The organism is Paenibacillus sediminis (assembly GCF_017873765.1).
In the GTDB taxonomy this organism is placed as follows: domain Bacteria; phylum Bacillota; class Bacilli; order Paenibacillales; family Paenibacillaceae; genus Paenibacillus_AG; species Paenibacillus_AG sediminis.
Map to the genome: position 1 here is coordinate 63,788 of NZ_JAGGKP010000009.1, position 19,266 is coordinate 83,053.

Below are 19,266 nucleotides of genomic sequence, written 5' to 3' on the forward strand. Positions count from 1 at the left end.
CAATTTGGATGTACGCCTTTCATTTATGCGTTAACGTCGCCTGAAAATCCGCCATAGGATTCACCAAAATGATTATTCTCATCATGATCTGTGTTGGAACCGCGAGACTGCTCAGCCTTATCACTGCTGTACAATTCCGAAAAATCCTCGTTGACGACATGAGCAGGGATCGGAATGTCATCTACGCCCATTTCTCCGTACAGTAAGTTGTCTTGTGATAAACTTTGCGCATTCATAATGACCCCGCCGTGCGCCTGGGCAATTTCCAGCATCGAAGTTATGTCTTGATGGTCCATATGAACGTGCAGCGCATTACCATAGCTGGCGTGTACGGGTCGATATCCTAGCTCTTGAAGCGTATCTAAAGCCTGGTTTGCGCTATACGGATCTGGAAATTGAAAAGTAATGGCTGTTTCTTGCATTAGCTCTCTTATCCTCCTGTTATGGATCGTCTATACATTCACATGCTAATATGCCCTTCGTTTCCAAAACAATACACCAAAACGTGATATAGACATCGTTAGAAATAAACTAACAGGAATCATAATGATAGGCCCCCACCAAGCGGAGAAGACAGCAAGACCAGCTGCGAATCCTAAGCAGATACTAGGGATCAGCATTAGTCCTTGAACGGCAAATTTAGATCCGTCGATAACCACCTCATCTTGGAAAGGAAGAATCGTGATAAATTCACTCGTAATGTAAGCCTTCCAAAAGCTAGACATCCAATAATAATGCAGGAATAGAAGTGCTAAATAAACAATTAGATTTGCTGGGGGAGGTGGCAAGAGAACTGCCGCGATACTTAGCGCTGTCAATTGAAAATAAGCCTTGCTTTGACCCCAATTTCGATAGAATGCTTTAATAGCCGAAGCCGCCAAACGATGAGCAGGCTTCTGTGAACGTATCAGCTGATTGGATTTACGAAAGATCCATGGTTTTCTATGGATTCGCTTCGGTTTATCTACGCTGTTCAGCAAAATTAAAGCGGTTAGCTTGGTTCGCTGAACCTGATCCTCTCTGACGTCATTGTAAAACGTGCCTCGTAAATGTATTCTCCTATGTATGAATAACGTAATAACAATAGCCAGTCCTGAGCTTAATATGAAGAGTCTATCAGGTTTATTACTCCAAGTTGCCCATGCCATCAAAAATGCGCTGCTCATCAATAGCGCGACTGGCACCTGGACAAGCCATCTTATAATCCCAGTCAAACGAATCCGAATGAAATGATAAATGATCGCCTGGAAAATGTAAGCTGCAGTCGCAAAAACATATAGACTCATCATTTCGAGCATCGTTAGTTCATAATGACGGAATAGTATTGGGGATAGTACAGCAAAGATGATACCTGTAATTACCGCCTTAAATGCCGCTGAAACAAGCAACCCCCTGACCATGATTCCTTTCATCCAATCCGGCTTCTGTCTAAGAAAGAGAACATCCGCCTCTTCAACGAACAGAATAACTCCCCCAGTAAAAATAACGAGCTGGAGTAAAACAGCTGCAGAAACGAGTGGGATTTTGTCTAACCAAAGCGGCAAGACTTTCGTCCACAGACCATCATACAAATTGCCAGCAAACAAAAGCCCTGGAATGAGAATGTACAGCCAGACCGTCCAATCTACTAACGATTTAATAATGCTATATTCTTGGAGCAAATAATCTCTAACCCGGCGCCAAAATAGATGATGTGCATGTATAGAATTCACAAGCTCCCCTCCTCTCACCCTAGGTTAATGCATCGAAGCAATCGAAGAGTGAGGCATCTTCCAGCCCGCTTGCCTGACGAATTTGGTCTAAATTCCCTTCAGCTACAACCTTGCCCTCGGAGAGCAGAACGAACGTATCACAAATTTTCTCAGCCGTGTCCAGTACATGGGTGGACATGAGTACTCCAGCTCCTCTCTTGCGCTCATCATCCAGCAGCGTAAGAAAGTCTTTCGTGGCTCTAGGGTCGAGACCAATAAAGGGCTCATCAACGATATAAATATCGGGCTCAATTAAGAATCCGATCATTAACATCATCTTTTGCTGCATTCCTTTAGAGAAGCTGACAGGCAAATCATCACGAACCTCCGTCATTCGAAACTTAGCTAAGAGTAACTCCGCTTTCGTCTTAAAATGTTCTCCGGTCATTCCGCTAGAGGCAGCTGCCAGCTCTAAATGTTCCCATAATGTTAACGTTTCGTAAAACACGGGGCGCTCTGGTATGTAAGCATACTTCTGATTTGGCCCGCTAAACTGCACGGTGGCGATAGCATGCGTAAGCAAGTTCAATATCGTCTTGATCGTCGTACTTTTACCGGCACCGTTAGGTCCGATGAGTCCAACAAGCTGACCTGCCTTTACAGTAAGGCTCACGTCACGTATTCGAGAATGTCCAGCCTCGTAACCCGCTTCTTTAATTTTCACATCTAGTACAGTAACTTCAGCCGCCGTGTCCATTTTCTTAGAAAACCTTCTCTCTAGCATATTTCTCTCCTTAAGAGATCGTTGTCATTTCATACGTCTCTCTATTTCGATGAGCCTCAGAAATATCCTTCTGCTCGATCGTGTTTTTAAGAACAATAACGATACATCCGAGGATGAATAAGAGAAGTCCTGATAATAAGAAGGCCGGAACAGGACCGTAGACCGTCACCAGAAAACCGCCCAGCACAGGTCCGATAATCGATGCACTCGTCGTTAAGCTGCCCACCGTGCCAAATACTCGCCCAATGAGGTGCTCGGGTGTCCTCTGCTGAAGAACAACTTGGAACGGAATAAAGGTCATGCCTGCCCCTAAGCCTACAATGAAGAAAGCTGTAATAATAATGACATCTCCAACTACACCAAAAGGTCCGTAAGAAGCAAAAAGCGCTGATATAGCAAGAACAATGCCCATAACCCCAGAACCTGAAGCCATTTTAACTAAAGCGGACCATTTAATACGCAAATGAATAATGGCCGCTAGCAGTGTACCAAATCCGCTTGACGCGATACACCAGCCAAGCAGTCCGTCAGGTACATTCGGAATTTCGCGGAAAAGCACAATGGTCTGAGAATCAGCAATTTGCAGAACGAGTATAACGACGGACAATAGCAATGATCCGAAGGCGATAATCGGTATACTTTTCATCGTTTGAATCCCTGCAGCGAGCTCACTCCAAAACGACGGCTTAGCATCAACAGATGATCCTTCTTCCAAGGACCGATCCTTTCTGGAGTCATCTAGTCTCCGTCCAGCAAGTCCTAACAGCAATAAAGCTGAACTAAGAAATGTAGCCCCATTAATGTAAAAACATATAGTAACTCCAAATGCAGCGACTAAAATGCCGCCAATCGCAGGGCCGGCTATTTTCATACTTTGTTCAATCATCGAACTGATTGATACCGCCCTATCTATCTGGTCATGAGGAACAATTTCTTTCAGTTTGCCGTTCTTGGCAGGTCCGAACAGGACATCAAACAACCCTTTTGCAATGAGTAACATATACACTTGCCACATTTCCCCTACGAACACAAAACCAAGTACAATAAACACCCGAACGATATCGGACAAAATCATGAGCTTCTTGCGATCAAATTTATCGGCAATCATCCCTGCCAGCGGACCACCCACAAGAACAGGTACCGCTGCACAAAGTGTAGCCGCCGTTATTTCCCACGGGGTTGCATTCCACTTCAAACCTAACAGTGTTAACAGTGCTAGCAAGTAAAGCCAATCTCCTAAATTGGATACGAGCTGAGCTCCCATTAATAAAATGTAAGGACGGTTCTGACGAAGTGAACCTCCACTATTATCCGATCGTGATTTATTCATTTCATTCACTCTCCATTCATCATCTGAAACTATTGTATTCAAATGGAAGTGCCTCCCTCATCCGTCCTGCGACGGATCCAATGCTCGGCTCAAGCATGATTTTTTGTTTATGATTCATATGAAATTTGTTGATTTTTCGGCTTATTAAGAGGTTAATAGAAATAGATAATCATGAAGCATAAGGAGTGAGTGAAACAGATGAAGTACGATATCAACGTGAGAGATGCGACCTTAGATGATCTTCCTGCCATTGTGGACATATACAACTCCACTATTCCAGGTCGAATGGTTACGGCCGATACCGAGCCAGTCACTGTTCAGAGCCGAGTACCTTGGTTTAACGACCATTCACCTGACTTTCGCCCGCTATGGGTGGCAGAACATGAGGGTAATATTTGTGGATGGCTCAGCTTTCAATCGTTCTATGGAAGACCTGCCTATAATGCAACCGCTGAACTAAGCATCTACATCCATTCGGATTATCGCGGCGCAGGTCTTGGTCATTATTTATTGAACAAAGCAATCGAGACTTGCCCCGATCTGCATGTCAAAACATTGCTGGGATTTATTTTCGGTCATAACGAACCGAGTCTCCGTTTGTTTGAAAAATTCGGATTTGAGAAATGGGCTCACTTTCCTAATGTAGCAGAGTTAGACGGGATTGAGCGTGACTTGGTCATCTTGGGGAAGAGAGTGGTATAGCCTCTGAAACTTATGCTGTACCCCCCCTGAAACTTTAATGTTTTAGGGGGTTCTTTGTTTTCTTTGTTTTCTTTGTTTTCTTTGTTTTCTTTGTTTTCTTTGTTATCTTCCCGTTAATATTAACTTGCAAAATGCAAATAATTACTGTATAACTAAATCAAGAGATGATAAAAAATGGTAAATAAAAAAGGAGCTATTTTGAACAAGATATGATTATTCAATCCGATCAAGCTATTAAAACAAGTATGACAAAGTCTAAAATGTGCTGTACCCCGCTAGGATCATCGTTTTTTCTTTATATTATATATTTGCAAAATGCAAATAAAAGGAGTTTTTGATATGGACATATTTAAAAGCTTTCTCTCTATTGCAATCGAATTAACACTCTTGTTTATCGTGATATCCTTTTTAATCTCATTAATTCAAGGCTTTATTCCTTATGAAAAGATGCAAAAGGTCTTATCCGGAAAAAACGCATTCTTAGGAGCCCTTGCCGCTGTGGTACTGGCATTTATTACACCGTTTTGCTCCTGCTCGACCATTCCTATAGTTGTGAATTTACTTCATAAAAAAATTCGATTTGGCGTCGTTATGGTCTTTCTGTTTTCGTCACCGGTTCTTGACCCGACGATCATTACGCTCATGGCAGCAACACTTGGAATGAAAGTTGCTTTGACATATACGATAATAACCTCGATATTCTCTTTGATCATTGGGTTTCTTTTAGAAAAGTTGGGACTTGAATCGGCTGTAAAAAACGTGGTGATGACGGGCTATCAAGAGAGTCACGCGAAATTCAGCATTAAGAATGCGGCTATTGAAACCTTAGTTTTAATGAAAACTGTTTATCCTTATTTGCTTATAGGAGCTGCTATTGGTTCGGTAATACATGGATTAGTACCAACCGAGTGGATTTCAACTTATTTTGGGGGAGATCGATGGTGGTTAGTTCCTGTCGCTGCGATCATAGGAATTCCTTTATACATCAGACTTTCTACGATGATTCCCCTATCACAAATTTTAATTGCAAAAGGGATGGCTATTGCACCAGTTATGGCACTGATGATCAGTTCTGCCGGAGCGAGCTTGCCAGAAATAACACTGCTCAATTCGATTTTTCAAAAACGTCTAGTCACTGCTTTCATCGTCTCCGTCTTTAGCATGGCAACATTATCAGGACTGCTATTTTATATTCTGTGAGGAGGTGAAACATATGAAATGGGTTGGGCACTTGTTTAGCAAAAAACAATCGTCTTGCTGCGATGTAAAAATTGAAGAAGTAAAAGACAAACCGGCATCTTGCTGTGATTCTCAAAAACAAAAATAAAACCGAGGAGTGATTAGACTATGGACATGAACGTATATGGTATAGAGAAACTTATGTTCCAGAAGCAAAAAGAAATTGAAAATTACGCTAAGAATGCTTGGCAATTCAATCATTTAAAGAAGTGCAAGGATGGCTTCTTAAATAAAATTACAACCCGATTCTTCCATAAACAAACTCATGTAGATGTATGCTGCAGCTGTTAACAATGAATGATCAGTCGTGGGCCTTATAGTATTAGATGATTAGCTTCTGCAATAGTGCAGAAGCTATATTTATTTTCGCATATTAGATCTTGATTATATAATTGATTAATTATATATTTATATCGTGTTTTAAGAGGGGGGGAACTACATATTGGATGATCACATTTATGATATGGCTGAAAGTCTTAAATTGCTGGCCGACAAGACGAGGTTAACCATCATTGCGTTATTAAAGGAACAGGAACTGTGTGTTTGTGACATTACAGAGATTACTGGTATGTCCCAACCAAATGCCAGCCAGCATCTGCGTAAATTAAAAGCTGCTGGGGTTGTTAACGAGAGCCGAAGGGGTCAATGGGTATACTATTCACTTAATACAACAAATAAGCCTTACATGGAATGTATTTATGAGCATCTACCATCCATGAAAGAAAAGATCAGCGCGCTAAAAGGAAGTTGCTGCTAAATACAGGAGGAAGTATGACTTTAATTGCTGTTATCATTTTTCTCGTTACAATCACTTTTGTTATCTGGCAACCGAAAGGGCTTAATATTGGTTGGTCAGCAATGGGCGGTGCCATTCTAGCCCTCATCTTTGGTGTTGTGTCTTTTCAAGACGTTGAAACCGTTACGGGCATGGTTTGGAACGCTACGCTAGCGTTTGTAGCCGTTATCCTCATTTCCTTAATTCTTGATGAAATTGGATTTTTTGAATGGGCGGCTCTTCATATGGCTCGTTTAGCAAAAGGAAATGGCAAGTTGATGTTTGTTTATATCATATTACTCGGTGCCGCTGTTGCAACTTTTTTCGCAAACGATGGTGCAGCTCTAATTTTGACACCCATTGTACTGGCTATGGTACGCGCACTTAAATTTGATGACAAAATGATTCTGCCTTTTATTATGGCTAGTGGTTTTATTGCGGATACGACTTCTCTACCGCTCATTGTCAGTAACTTAGTTAATATTGTTTCGGCGGACTACTTTGGTATTGGATTTGTCCATTACGCAAGCCGAATGATTGTACCTACCCTGTTTTCTTTAGGTGCAAGTTTGCTCGTCCTTTATTTATTCTTCCGAAAAAGTATACCTAGCCATTACGATTTTGCCCAACTTAAAAAACCTGTTGAAGCGATAAAGGATATAAGATTATTTAAATTATCCTGGGTAATTTTAGCCGTTTTACTGGTCGCATATTTAGGAAGTCAATATATTCATGTACCTGTATCCGTCATCGCAGGAGCAGCCGCGATCCTGTTCATTATCGCAGCTCGCAGAAGTAATGTTATTCAAACGAAAAAGATCATTAAAGAAGCTCCTTGGGCTGTTGTTGTATTTTCCATTGGGATGTACGTAGTTGTGTACGGGCTTCGCAATGTAGGTCTTACAGACGCACTGGGAGAATTAATTCAAAAGGTCGCTGATCAAGGGTTATTTGTAACTACAGTAGGCATGGGATTTCTTGCTGCAATTCTATCATCAATAATGAATAACATGCCTACAGTTATGATTGATGCTCTAGCTATCAAGGGGACGCATACCGAAGGTGTGATTCGTGAGGCACTAATATACTCAAATGTAATCGGCAGTGATTTAGGTCCGAAAATAACACCCATTGGCTCCCTTGCGACTTTACTTTGGCTGCATGTGTTATCCCGAAAGGATGTCAAAATCACTTGGGGCAGCTACTTTAAAACTGGAATACTATTAACTGTTCCAACCTTAATAATTACACTTGTCGGGCTCTACCTATGGCTTAACATCATTTCATAATCAAATTTCGAATGGAGAGATTAAAGATGGAAAGAAAACCACTTGTTTATTTTTTGTGCACAGGAAACTCTTGCAGAAGTCAAATCGCTGAAGGTTTTTTAAGAGAACTAGGCGGCGACAAATATGAAGTGAAAAGTGCTGGCCTTGAGGCCCATGGCTTAAACCCTCGCGCGGTGCAGGTCATGAATGAAGCAGGCATCGATATTAGCAAACACAGCTCCGATGTCATTGATCCAGAAATTTTAAATCGTGCTGATTATGTAATCACGCTATGCGGTCATGCAGATGAACACTGCCCAGTTATCTCCAACCCAAACGTAACGAAATGGCACTGGGGTTTCGACGACCCAGCGAAAGCAACAGGAACAGAAGAAGAAATTATGAATCAATTCCGCGCTGTTCGGGATGCGATTAGAAATCGGATAGAACAGTTTGTTAAAGAAGGAAAATAAAACGTTCATGATAACACAAAGACCGAAATTAGATGAAAGCTCTAATTTCGGTCTTATTTCATTCAATTATTTTATGCTCTTTCTGTCTGCTGTGTTATGCCCTCGGCTCCATCAACAGGAGACGGCGCTTGATTTCTAAGAAACCATACGCTTATAAGTCCAGCGAGCGCGATGCCTACCATGAGAATAAACAGGGAGTTCAGACTGCCTTCAAGTACTTGTCTGAGAGCTTTAACAGTGTCTGCTGAAAGTCCCTTGTTGCTTTCCGCAGATAATAGATGATTAATATCGTCCATTGTGAGCCGTCTTGTGCCTGCGCTTTCGCTTGCAGTCAATTGATTTATTCTCACATTCAGCCATGTACCAAACACCGCCGCGCCTATCGTCTGCCCAAGTGATCGCAGGAACGTATTTAAGGCCGTAGATGCTCCTCTTAAATGATAGCCTACAGACGACTGCGCAATGATCGTAAATACGGTGATCGAGAAGCCAAAACCGATACCGTAAATAAAGGTAAGAACGAATAGAACGATTTGCGGGGTGCTGTGTGAAGCAATAGCCATGACAATTGTACCTAGCAGTATCGCTGACAGTCCAATTGCAGCTGTGTATCTAGAACCTGCTGTAACGATTCGGCTCCCGCCCCACATCGATCCAATCATCCAGCCAATGGACATGGGGGCCATAACAAGTCCGGACATCGTTGCATTCTCTCCTAATACACCTTGCACCCAGAGCGGTAAGTACGAGCTGAGGCCAATGAGTAGCGAACTAACGAATAAAGCCGCTGCGCCTGAAACGGCGATGTCCCAAACTCGAAACAGTCTAAGAGGCACCATCGGTTCCTCCGCCCTCTGTTCGATGAATAGGAATAATGCTATGAAAATAACCGCAGCTGCAAACATAGAAATAACGATTGGCGAGTTCCAAGACGCATGTTGTCCCCCGAGTGCAAGGCCTATCAGCAAAGCCATAACTCCAATCACTAAAGTAAATGCTCCGGCAAAGTCTATTTTAACGCGTCTTCGCTCTATATTTTCATGTAAATATTTAATGATAACGACAATCGACAGCAGCCCAAAAGGAACGTTGAACCCAAAAATCCACCGCCAAGACAACGAGTCGACAAAGTAGCCTCCGATAAGCGGACCGAGTAATGAAGAAATGCCCCAGACAGAGCTGAGCAGCCCTTGAACTTTAGCACGCTCTTCGATTTTGTAGATATCACCGATAATGGTATACGTTACAGGAATAAGCCCACCGGCTCCAATCCCTTGCAGCGCGCGGAAAAGGATCAGCTGCTCCATGCTTTGCGCAAACCCGCATAAGACAGACCCAAGTAAAAATAAAATAGAACCTATTAAAAAAACCGGCTTTCGCCCGTATAAATCTGAAATTTTGCCGAAGATTGGCGTAGATGCCGCCATCGTGAGCAAATATGCGGTAAATACCCAGCTCATCAGCTGGACACTACCGAATTCACTGACGATTGCCGGATTTGCCGGTCCAATAACCGTACCTTCGATGGCCGCTAAGAACGTCGATAGCAGCAGTCCTGCCATAATATATTTTCGCCTCAATACAGGCTTCGAATGATTAGAAGAACTCACTTTAGAATGTTCCTTCCCTATTTCGTATGATATGGATAGTCTAAAGGAATCATCCCGGAAAAGAAAGTCTGTTTAACGACTTTGATTAACAACCACGAAACGTATGCTGCCCTTCCGCAGCTCTCGCTATTAAAAAATTACAAAATTTTTACATAAATTTGGATGTTAATCGTCGTTTTTCGGTGATAATATACAAATTAACAATATACAGCTTAGGAGGAAACTGATGTTATACACCGTAGTTGGATCCACTTTCCTGCTTATACTTATTGCCATTCAGGGCATGAGCCATTATGCTGTTCGCCAGATCACCCAAATGCGGCTGCAAAAGGACGAAACGATATATGACGTGCTAGAGAAAAATAACCTCTACTCTAAACAAAAATTCGATACGCTTGCGAAGCAAAGAGTACAAATTCAAAGCGAGGACGGCATCAAATTAAACGGAATCGTCATCGAAAATTACCCTTACGATAACAAATGGGTCATCATTGTTCATGGATATACGGGTTCATTGCTCGTATCGACTCAATTTATTGATATGTTCGAGAACATGGGATTTAACCTGCTGCTCGTCGATCAGCGCCGTCATGGAAAAAGTGAAGGAATGTACACTACATACGGATATTATGAAAAGCGTGACGTACAATCCTGGGTACGATGGCTGCTGCAGGAGAAAGGTACGGATATTGTAATTGGGCTGCACGGTCAGTCACTAGGAGGAGGCACAGTGCTCGAATATTTAAGCATTGCGCATCCGAACGTGAAATTTGTCATTGCTGACTGCCCATATTCTGATTTGCACGGGCTTATTACATACCAAATGAAAGTTCTTCATAAAATTCCAGCTGCTCCTTTTCTCCACTTCATTAACCGGAAAATTTACCGAAAAGCAGGATTCAGGCTAGAGGATGTTAGTCCAATAAAAACGGTAATGAACAGTCATCTGCCTATTCTGTTCATTCATGGAGGCGAGGATCGTTATGTGCCTACCGAGATGAGTGAGCAATTATATGAGGCCAAGCCTGGTTTCAAGAAGCTAGTCATCATTCCCGGTGCTGTTCACGCGAACTCCTACATCATAGATCCTGTTCTATATGCTAAGGAAGTGCGGTCTTTTGTCGAAGAAGCACTATCACATGAACCAACAAGTCAGGTGAGTGTTCAAGAGGAGCGTAGTTACGATTTAAGTCCCGACATGCTTACACCTGAGGTTTAAATCCTGAACAATTTACTTGACTTTAAGCTCATTTTGGTACTAAATTTGATTATTAAAACGAACTGCAGGATGGTGAATTCGAATGTTTCAAACGACTTCTATTCAAGGAGATAAGACAGAGCAATTTACATCTGCTCTAGAACAATTAAAATCGTTAATCGCAGACGAGCCAAGTGCTGTTGCTAACTTAGCTAATGCTTCTGCGCTGCTTAAATTTACCTTGCCTGATACGAACTGGGCAGGATTTTATTTATTCGATGGGAAAGAGCTTGTACTAGGACCGTTCCAAGGTCTTCCGGCATGTATCCGTATTCCGCTCGATAAAGGGGTCTGCGGTGCTGCAGCTTCCAGAAGAGAGACGGTTCGCGTTGACGACGTGCACGCTTTTCCAGGACATATTGCTTGTGATGCTGCAACGAACAGTGAAATCGTCGTCCCAATGATTAAGGATGGTAATCTGTATGGTGTGCTCGATATTGACAGTCCGCTTAAAGGTCGTTTTGACGATGAGGAACAACGTTTCCTTGAGCAATTTGTGGATATTCTAATGAAGCAGCTATAATGACTTCCTAAAAATGAATAATGTTGTAGTCCTTGTGCACAATAATCAAGGGATTTTCCCAAGGTTACAAACTGAAGGAGGACTATACTATGTATAACAGCAATATTACCCAGCAGCTTCACCAATGTGAACAAATTATGCAGCAGCTTATGCAGCAGACTCGTCAAGCAACAACAATGTATCAACAGATGTTGCAGCAGGAGCAGCAAAATGCTGCCCGGCTAGAGGAAATAGCTCAGCGCGAACGGCATACAGCTCAGATGATCCAGAATGCTGTGCAAGGACATCAGACGGCTATGCAGCAATATCAGCAAGTCTCTCAAATATGTAGACAGATCGAAAGCTCGATGCAATACAGCTCTTCGTTCCAACCTAGCTACGGCACCGGGTCAATGTATGGACAGCAGTCTCATATGAATCCAGGTATGTCTGGCGGCATGTCCGGTGGTCAGGGCATGAGCAGTGGTCAGGGCATGAGCGGTGGTATGAGTACTGGTATGTCTAGTGGTCAAGGTATAAGCGGCGGATATCAAGCGCACAGCTTACAATAATTCCTTTATAAGGACAGAACGCCCTTCCGTTTTACGGGAAAAGGGCGTTCTGTTTCATTTTCACTTTTACAATTGCTCGTCTGCAAAAATATTCATTCCATCCCGCAAAAACTGTGCGAGCTGTGGATGGTAACCATCATACAGTTTACGGAAATCAGGATGATCTACATACAGGTCACCAAGTCCGCTGTAAACCTCTTTGGTCGGGGTATAGAACTGATTGACCCACTCATAGTGCTTCTTAATAATCGCTTGTACGTTAGGACTATCCGGCAATGCTCCAGCTTCAATAGCAGATGTTAATTCCCGATGAATGTTGTCAACAAGTTGCTGCGTTTTCACGTAGTCCTCTTTACTCCAATTTCTCGTACGACGCTTACTTTCCTCTATAAGTGCTTTCGATCCTTCTCCGTATCGTTCCACAATTTCCTGCTCATATTGCTCTTGCTTTACAGGATCAAACCCCTCAAACAATTCCTCATTCTTCATGCTTACCTCTCCCTTCAAATAATGAACGGTATGATCGATCGTATGAACGAGAGTCTGAATACGTCCTGCCTTTTCCAGCAGTTGCTGTTTATGAGCGTGCAGAGACTTAATAATATCATCTGGGCCACCTCTTAGAAGCTGCGCAATTTCTCCTAATGGCATATCTAGTTCCCGATAAAACATAATTTGCTGCAATCTGAGCAGCTGCTCCTCCTCATAGTGGCGATACCCATTCTCTCCCGTAAAAGCCGGGGGAAGCAGCCCAATTTCATCATAGTAATGAAGCGTCCGCACGCTAACGCCTGACAGCTTAGAAACATCTTTTACCGTATAAGCCATCTCTGTCACCTCCCGTCTATCCGTTAGCATACTCCCTCACGTAATGTGAGAGTCAAGGACATTTATATATTACTTCTAACTTCACATCGAATCTGAAGGCTCATACTCATCGTCGAACAAATACTGCAGCATCCGCTCGCGCTCCGTCATCATTTTACGAGTAACGATATAGTGTTCCGTATCTTCCCACTCCACCAGCTCAGGAGCACGATCTGAATAGAATTGCCAAATTTCCGCATTCGGATATGCCATGAGAATTGGGGAATGCGTAGCAATAATAAACTGAGAGTCACGCTGGACGAGTTCATGCATCCGCTTCAACATCGATAACTGCCGAACGGGTGACAATGCAGCCTCAGGTTCGTCCATCACATATAGACCTTTCCCGCCAAAACGGTTTAAAAATGTGGAGAAAAAGGACTCTCCGTGAGACTGGGCATGCAGTGATTTGCCGCCGTATGATTCGATCACCCTTCGCCCCCCTGCCGGTTCCTCATCAAGACGATCGACATAAGACGCCACATTGTAATAACTTTCAGCCCTGAAGAAAAATCCATCCTTCGGACGCTTCACACCACGAGCAAGTCGTATGTATTCATGCAAATTTGAATGCGAAGCCTGCGTCTCAAAAGAGTAATTGAGCGTGCCTCCTTCCGCATTAAACCCCCATGCTATTGCAATCGCTTCTAGCAGCGTTGATTTACCCGAGCCGTTCTCACCCACGATAAACGTAACAGGCCGGGTAAAAGAAAGCTGCTCTAAATATCGAACGGCTGGTATATGAAACGGATAATCCTTATAGGAAGTAATGCGTTCATGCAGAAGCTCAGCACGCTTAACATAAAGCTGATGATCTAACAACGTTATCCCCGCCCTACCCATCTTTTTCCTAATTCATATCATAACGAACTTATTAAACATCTTCCAATCTGACAAAGTTCGAGGTACACTTACTTCTAGCGATATTATTCCATTCGTACCATAACGGCAGAAGAAAGAAGGATTGAGCAGATGAGCGAACAAAATTTAAACGTTAATCATAGCGATCTACGCGTCGAAAAAGCGACCTTTGCAGGCGGATGCTTCTGGTGTATGGTCAAGCCATTTGATCAGTATCCCGGCATTATTAAAGTAGTGTCCGGTTACACTGGAGGCCATGTCGAGAACCCTACTTATGAGCAAGTTAAAACTCAAACGACGGGGCATTATGAGGCTGTCGAAATTTTGTACAACCCTGAACTGTTTCCATATGAGAAGCTGCTTGAAATCTTTTGGGCGCAAATCGATCCAACCGATGACGGCGGACAATTCCATGACCGCGGTGATTCCTATCGGACAGCGATTTTTGTGCATACCGAAGAGCAGCGCAAACTCGCAGAAGCTTCGAAAGAAGCGGTAGCAAACAGCGGACGATTCGACAAGCCGATCGTGACCAAGATTTTACCTGCCTCAACATTCTATCCTGCAGAAGATTACCACCAAGATTACTACAAAAAGAGTGCGGCACATTACAAAGAGGACCGTGAAAAGTCCGGCCGAGATGAATTTATTAATAAGTACTGGAAATAAGCTGATGCAAATAACCCTCATTATCGCTTAAGTAAAGCGATAGTGAGGGTTATTTTGATTCACGTTACTCCTCTGATTTACGCACAATGGTCAGCCCTTCGACGTGCTTACGCTGCATTAGTTTCTTCTTCTTGCGATCTTCTTTCGTCTCAAAGATGATGTCGAAGTCATAGTCTTCGGGATACAGCTCACTTTTCTCAATAAACAACTTTAGTCGTTTCTGATTCACTTTAAACTTCTGCTTTTGCACCATAACGCCTACCATGCCCATCTTATCTGCTGTTTCGTATACGATACCTGTTCTTCCGAGTGAGGTGACATACACACTATCTCCAACTTGCAGACTGCGCGGCTTTTGAGCTTGGTCTTCCTCTAATTGCGCACTGTCAGATGACTTCGAATTGGTCTTTGTATCTCCTACATTCACCAGTGAAGTTTGCCCCGTATTGTTATCCTTCTGTGACGAGGTTGCATTCGTATTTGAGATTAATTCGTCCACCTTAGTTAAAGCTCCCTTATCCCAATCGATAACATCTCCCTTCTTCTGCTCATTCAAAATTTGCTGTGATCGTTCAATCACACTGGAAGTAATGCCGAGCTTCTTAGCAATTTCTAAGGCGTAGCTTTTTCCTGCCTCTCCGATGGTCAGCTGATACAGCGGCTGCAGTGTATGCGGATCAAACTCCATTCGCGCATTTTCAAAGCCTAGAGTACGACTGGCGAACGTCTTCAGTTCATTGAAGTGCGTCGTCACCATCACACTAGCTCCCTTGCGGTTCAACTCTTCCAGTACCGCGATCGAAAGCGCAATACCCTCTCCTGGATCCGTTCCTGCCGCTAGCTCATCAATGAGAAGGAGTGTGGATGCATGTGCCGAACCGAGCATGTGCTTAATGCTCTGAATTTGCGCAGAGAACGTACTGAGTGATTGTTCAATACTCTGTCCATCACCAATCACACTCATCACCTGTGAGAAGACGGCAAACGTGCTTCCCGCTTCTACAGGTACAAGCAAGCCTGACTGCACCATTAGCGTTAATAAGCCTAATGTTTTGAGAACAACCGTCTTGCCCCCAGTGTTCGGGCCGGTAATGATAAGTGATCTGTACGGACCACCTGCATGCAAGTTGATTGGAATCATCGTTTTCAGCAACATGGGATGCTTCGCCTGAATCATGTTAATAATCCCTCGATGATTCAGCTGGACTAGCTGTCCTCCGATAACCTGCGCATATTTCGCTTTAGCAAAAATAAAATCATACGTCGCCGTCACTTCAATGTTAAGTCTTAGTGCAGTAGCGTCCGTCTCCACGAGACCAGTCAAATAACTTAATACGAGCGCTTCCTCGCGAGCCTCTTCTGCATGCAAGAGCTCAAACTCAGCTTGAAGCGAAGAGATCTCCTGCGGCTCCACATACACGGTCTGTCCGCTAGTAGATTGGTCCAATACAGTGCCTTTGAGCTGTTTGTAGTACTCCCTCTTCAGCGGTATTACATAACGACCGCCCCGCATGCTCACGATATTTTCTTGTAAAATGGAGCGATGCTTCGACATGATCGCGTCGATTTTTTTATTCAAACGCTCCTTCGTGACCGAAATTTTCTTGCGCACCTTCTCTAATGATTTGCTCGCCGCATCGTCGATGCTTCCAAACCGAATGCAGCGTTCAATTTCACTTTTGAGCTTACTTACGTCCTGTAATGAAGCAGCATATGAGCTAATGCTCGGGGCGATATCCGCTTTGCTCGCCATATATTTTCGCAATTGATCGCAGCTGTTCAGAAACGTGTGGATGAACATCAAATGCTGCTCCGTGAACATATACCCCGTTCCTAGTAACGATATGACGAAGTCAATGCCTTCTAGCGAAGGAAGCGGCACACTGGAACCGCGTTCGAGCAATGCCTTCGCTTCCGCTGTTTCCGCTAGCGCTCGTTCAATGACGTTAAGCTGATCAGATGGCAGGAGCTCATTAATCTTTTCTTTCCCCGCATAAGAGACTGCGTAAGTTAGCAGCTGTTCTTTCATTTTGTCATACTCAAGCATGTGTACATTAAATAAATTCATTGTCGTTTAGCCCTCCTTAGTCAAATATAAAAAGGGCAAAAGAATGCACAAATGACATTCCTTTGCCCTAAAATCCCGAGGTGATGATATCTCAAATAAACGCAAAAAACCGTGCTCCAAAGAGCACGGATATACGTCACGTAAGAAAAATCACCAACCAACGATTGGCTCAGATTTTCATATGTCGCGTGTTCTTAACTAATTTCATGACCGTAAAAGGGTATAACAAAATAAGAGTTTGAACCCTCATTTGAAAACAAGTTTAAAAAACCTGATTTCTTTTACAGTCCGTATGAAATTGGATTAGTTAAGAACGCTCACCAACATCAAAATCTCTCCTTCTGATCGGATAAACCTAATTTACCAATTCATGACTTTGAAGTCAATATTATTAACCTAGTGCATGCAAAATAAAGTTCATTAAAAATAATGCTGCTATACAGTAGAGCGGAATAGATACTTCTTTCGCCCTGCCGAGCACGATTTTCATAAACGGATAGACGATAAACCCAAACGCCATACCATCGACAATGCTGTACGTTAGCGGGATCAGCGCAATAACGAGAAAAGCTGGAAAGCCTTCCGAGAAATCTTGCAGGTCAATGTTCTTCACGCTTTGAATCATAAGTCCACCGATGATAATCAGAATAGGCGCAATCGCACTGCCTGGAATCAACTTAATCCAAGGGATAAACATCAGAGATGCAAGAAACAAAATCCCCGTCGTTACGACGGTCAGCCCTGTCTTGCCGCCAGCTGTAATCCCTGCTGCTGATTCAACGGCAGGAACCGTTGGGCTTGTACCGAACAATCCCGAGGTGATCACGGAGATTGAGCTTGCCCGCATCGCACGGCTGAACTTCGCAGGCTGATTTGCCATCTGAAGATGTCCGTGAATGAGACCAATACTCTCAAACACCATAACCAATGCCATCGAGAAGCCAGCTATCCAAAACGTGACAGACGTCATATTTCCGAATGACAAGTGACCGAACACGTGAGTATAGCTTGCGATCGAAAAGTGCGATACTCCTGCGTTATCAGCATGCAACTGACCAAATATGCCTGCAAGCAAAGTTCCTAAGAGCACACTAATGAGGAAGCCCCCGGGCACATTCCGAATGAATAACAATAACGTGATAAGCAGCGTTGCAAGCGTAAGCAATACTTCTGGGCTTCCAATGTCGCCAAGTGTTACAAACGTTCGCTCACTTGCTACGACGATGCCGCCCTTTTGCAGTCCGATAAAGGTTAGAAATAAACCAATACCTACCGTGATCGCTTCTTTTAACGAATTCGGAATGGCACGAATAAGCATGTCGGACAATGAAGTAAAGGCAACGATTGCAAATAATACACCTGACACGGCAACAGCCGCTAACGCTTCCTGCCATGTTAATCCCATGGAATGAACAAGCGTGTAAGCAAACAATGCATTAATGCCCATACCCGGAACGAGCAGAATCGGAACATTTGCGCCGAAGCCCATTATCAGACAGCCAGCGAATGATGCAAGGATTGTCGCTATAATTCCTGCTTCCACGGGAATTCCTGCGTCTGCGAGAATAGTGGAGTTGATCGCAACAATGTAAACGATCGTAAAATATGAAATCGCACCTGCCAGCAGTTCCTTCCGTACTGTGGAGCGATTCACACCAAGTCCAAAGAGCCTGTCTAGTAGTCTATACAATAGATAGCCATCTTTCTTAAAAATCCCTCACCCACCCATAGCGACTGACATCATCAAACCATACATATTATGTCACTACGAGTCTGATTTTAACAAAATTGATTTTTATTTTCTAGGGGCTTATTCGAGCTCTCGGCCTGATCTATACAGAAGCCTGATTATGAATATCATAGCGATAAATAACATAAGCCAAAGAGTAATGAAAATGATCATTGTCAGTCCCTGGGGAAGATCCAAATAGAAAGGTAAGGCGATCAGTGAAATTACGGATAAAGTTACGTAAGTATTCAAACTACGCTTTGCAAATTGTACAAGATCTTGGTTGTTGTACAAAGTGGCATGCCCGATAATCCCTTTACAAATTCCATAAATCATCACGATATCAAGAATGATTAATAGAAAAGCCCAGCCGATTTGGACAACAGAAATACTCTGTACAGCGGTGGACATCTCCAAAGAAGAAACAGGCTGAAAGAAAGTTACAATGGAGATCACAATCATAGCCGCCGCTGCCCACCATGAGATGGTAAAGTGACGATCAATTGTTTTGAGTGTGGATAATCCGATAATAATAAGGACATAACCAAGCACATCGGGCAGTACATCGAACGTACCGAAGCGAAAATCTAAAACGACAAGCAAAAGTCCCCATAAAATGCTATAGTAAGCATTTCTCATTTAATGCTCCTCCTAGAGAGTACTATTGATTTAACCTCGGCTTATGTCATATTGGGTGTATATTGAATTGTTACTGGATATATATGACACGTTATTTTGTACTTGAACTTTAATTGCAGCTTTAATTTCCATACGGAAGCGTCAATAATTTTGTGTAAATGAAAATATCCTTATCCTGTAGAAAATTGTGTTAGTTGTTGTTGGCGAACATCGCTTGGAGTTCTACACG

Annotated in this window: 19 protein-coding genes; 9 read left to right on the forward strand and 10 right to left on the reverse strand. The window is 43.1% G+C overall.

The window, feature by feature from the left end:
* Positions 1-23: 23 nt before the first annotated feature.
* Genes J2Z20_RS14475 through J2Z20_RS14490 form a run of 4 tightly spaced genes read right to left on the reverse strand, consistent with a single transcriptional unit; the run spans position 24 to position 3,847 of the window.
* Positions 24-422, reverse strand: coding sequence for a DNA/RNA helicase (locus J2Z20_RS14475; RefSeq protein ID WP_209851789.1), 399 nt, complete (start codon positions 420-422; stop codon positions 24-26).
* Between the two features lie 45 nt (positions 423-467).
* Positions 468-1,712, reverse strand: coding sequence for an ABC transporter permease (locus J2Z20_RS14480; RefSeq protein ID WP_209851791.1), 1,245 nt, complete (start codon positions 1,710-1,712; stop codon positions 468-470).
* Positions 1,713-1,731: 19 nt separating this feature from the next.
* On the reverse strand, positions 1,732-2,475 hold the full coding sequence (locus J2Z20_RS14485; protein ID WP_245252396.1) for an ABC transporter ATP-binding protein: 744 nt from the start codon (positions 2,473-2,475) through the stop codon (positions 1,732-1,734).
* Between the two features lie 10 nt (positions 2,476-2,485).
* Complete coding sequence (locus J2Z20_RS14490) at positions 2,486-3,847, reverse strand: MFS transporter (protein ID WP_245252398.1); 1,362 nt, start codon at positions 3,845-3,847, stop codon at positions 2,486-2,488.
* 156 nt (positions 3,848-4,003) lie between these two features.
* Between J2Z20_RS14490 and J2Z20_RS14495 the strand changes: the two genes are divergently transcribed.
* The 5 genes from J2Z20_RS14495 (at position 4,004) to arsC (ending at position 8,262) form a co-directional block, all read left to right on the forward strand.
* Positions 4,004-4,507, forward strand: coding sequence for a GNAT family N-acetyltransferase (locus J2Z20_RS14495; protein WP_209851792.1), 504 nt, complete (start codon positions 4,004-4,006; stop codon positions 4,505-4,507).
* Positions 4,508-4,846: 339 nt separating this feature from the next.
* Positions 4,847-5,707: a permease gene (locus J2Z20_RS14500; RefSeq protein ID WP_209851793.1), complete on the forward strand. Its 861-nt coding sequence runs from the start codon at positions 4,847-4,849 to the stop codon at positions 5,705-5,707.
* Between the two features lie 502 nt (positions 5,708-6,209).
* Entirely contained in the window at positions 6,210-6,503 is a 294-nt protein-coding gene (locus J2Z20_RS14505; RefSeq protein ID WP_209851828.1) for an ArsR/SmtB family transcription factor, read from the forward strand.
* Positions 6,504-6,517: 14 nt separating this feature from the next.
* Entirely contained in the window at positions 6,518-7,810 is a 1,293-nt protein-coding gene (locus tag J2Z20_RS14510) for an arsenic transporter (RefSeq protein WP_209851795.1), read from the forward strand.
* A gap of 26 nt (positions 7,811-7,836) precedes the next feature.
* Positions 7,837-8,262 carry an arsenate reductase (thioredoxin) gene (gene arsC / locus J2Z20_RS14515; protein ID WP_209851797.1) on the forward strand — a complete coding sequence of 142 codons (426 nt, stop codon included), beginning with the start codon at positions 7,837-7,839 and terminating at the stop codon, positions 8,260-8,262.
* Positions 8,263-8,333: 71 nt separating this feature from the next.
* Here arsC and J2Z20_RS14520 read toward each other — a convergent pair whose 3' ends face one another.
* Positions 8,334-9,824: an MDR family MFS transporter gene (locus J2Z20_RS14520; protein WP_245252401.1), complete on the reverse strand. Its 1,491-nt coding sequence runs from the start codon at positions 9,822-9,824 to the stop codon at positions 8,334-8,336.
* Positions 9,825-10,098: 274 nt separating this feature from the next.
* On the opposite strand from J2Z20_RS14520, the gene J2Z20_RS14525 reads away from it, so the two are divergent.
* From J2Z20_RS14525 to J2Z20_RS18060, 3 genes are all read left to right on the forward strand, one after another.
* The gene (locus J2Z20_RS14525) at positions 10,099-11,091 is read left to right on the forward strand and encodes an alpha/beta hydrolase (protein ID WP_209851799.1); all 993 of its coding nucleotides are present in this window, start codon (positions 10,099-10,101) and stop codon (positions 11,089-11,091) included.
* Positions 11,092-11,173: 82 nt separating this feature from the next.
* Entirely contained in the window at positions 11,174-11,653 is a 480-nt protein-coding gene (locus J2Z20_RS14530; RefSeq protein WP_209851801.1) for a GAF domain-containing protein, read from the forward strand.
* 89 nt (positions 11,654-11,742) lie between these two features.
* Complete coding sequence (locus J2Z20_RS18060) at positions 11,743-12,204, forward strand: hypothetical protein (protein ID WP_245252403.1); 462 nt, start codon at positions 11,743-11,745, stop codon at positions 12,202-12,204.
* Between the two features lie 66 nt (positions 12,205-12,270).
* Here J2Z20_RS18060 and J2Z20_RS14540 read toward each other — a convergent pair whose 3' ends face one another.
* A complete protein-coding gene (locus J2Z20_RS14540; protein ID WP_209851804.1) occupies positions 12,271-13,032 on the reverse strand; it encodes a MerR family transcriptional regulator in 762 nt (253 codons plus the stop codon).
* Between the two features lie 81 nt (positions 13,033-13,113).
* Positions 13,114-13,899 (reverse strand): AAA family ATPase, encoded by a 786-nt coding sequence (locus J2Z20_RS14545; RefSeq protein ID WP_209851833.1) that lies wholly within the window; start codon positions 13,897-13,899, stop codon positions 13,114-13,116.
* Between the two features lie 144 nt (positions 13,900-14,043).
* On the opposite strand from J2Z20_RS14545, the gene msrA reads away from it, so the two are divergent.
* Positions 14,044-14,601 carry a peptide-methionine (S)-S-oxide reductase MsrA gene (gene msrA, locus J2Z20_RS14550; RefSeq protein WP_209851807.1) on the forward strand — a complete coding sequence of 186 codons (558 nt, stop codon included), beginning with the start codon at positions 14,044-14,046 and terminating at the stop codon, positions 14,599-14,601.
* 64 nt (positions 14,602-14,665) lie between these two features.
* Here the strand turns inward: msrA and J2Z20_RS14555 are convergent, their stop codons facing one another.
* The 3 genes from J2Z20_RS14555 to J2Z20_RS14565 all read right to left on the reverse strand — a co-directional run bounded on the left by J2Z20_RS14555 (position 14,666) and on the right by J2Z20_RS14565 (position 19,037).
* Positions 14,666-16,669 carry an endonuclease MutS2 gene (locus J2Z20_RS14555; protein WP_209851810.1) on the reverse strand — a complete coding sequence of 668 codons (2,004 nt, stop codon included), beginning with the start codon at positions 16,667-16,669 and terminating at the stop codon, positions 14,666-14,668.
* Between the two features lie 391 nt (positions 16,670-17,060).
* Entirely contained in the window at positions 17,061-18,359 is a 1,299-nt protein-coding gene (locus J2Z20_RS14560) for an NCS2 family permease (RefSeq protein WP_209851812.1), read from the reverse strand.
* Positions 18,360-18,479: 120 nt separating this feature from the next.
* A complete protein-coding gene (locus J2Z20_RS14565; protein ID WP_209851815.1) occupies positions 18,480-19,037 on the reverse strand; it encodes a hypothetical protein in 558 nt (185 codons plus the stop codon).
* Positions 19,038-19,266: the final 229 nt, after the last annotated feature.